This is a genomic window from Streptomyces sp. HSW2009 (genome assembly GCF_040240285.1).
GTDB lineage: Bacteria > Actinomycetota > Actinomycetes > Streptomycetales > Streptomycetaceae > Streptomyces.
The window spans coordinates 1-562 of record NZ_JBEHZD010001132.1; the positions used below are offsets into that span (position 1 = coordinate 1).

A 562-nucleotide genomic window follows, 5' to 3' on the forward strand; every position below is an offset into this window, starting at 1 on the left:
TCCCACCCTTCAGCGGCGAGGACTTCGCCCTGTACCTGAGCCACGTCCCCGGCACCTTCACCTACCTGGGCGTCCGCACCCCCGGCACCCCCATCACCGCCAGCTACCCCCACTTCACGACGTTCGTCCCGGACGAGCGGGCCATCGCACTGGGCGTACGGACGATGAGCACGTGGCTGGGGCGGCGGAGCTGCGGGGGTTGAGGGGAGGGGACGGTACGGGCTGCTGCGCGGACACCGTGAGTGGGGCGGGGTACGGGCCCGACGGGGCCAACTGCGGTGCGGAGAGCGGGGGGGGACACCCCCGCCGGGACCCCGCGGCACCCCTACGGCACCGCCGCGGCACCCCCACTGCACCCCTGCCAGCGCTTCCCGATATATCCAGAACGTCATGATGTGACCAACATCTGCACAAAGATCTGGTCCGGGACCGCGGGGCCCTGAGATAACTGCACAACGACCAAGCAACGACTCGGTGTCGGGGGGGGGGGGGGGGGGGGGGGGGGGCCGCCGGGGGGCCCCCCCCCCGCGGCCCCCCCCCGGGCGCCCCCCCCCCGGCCCCG

General features: G+C 74.4%; 1 pseudogene. It reads left to right on the forward strand.

Going from position 1 to position 562, the window contains the following annotated elements:
- A pseudogene (locus AAHZ94_RS34900) lies at window positions 1-203 on the forward strand (amidohydrolase); the annotation flags it as partial.
- Window positions 204-562: the final 359 nt, after the last annotated feature.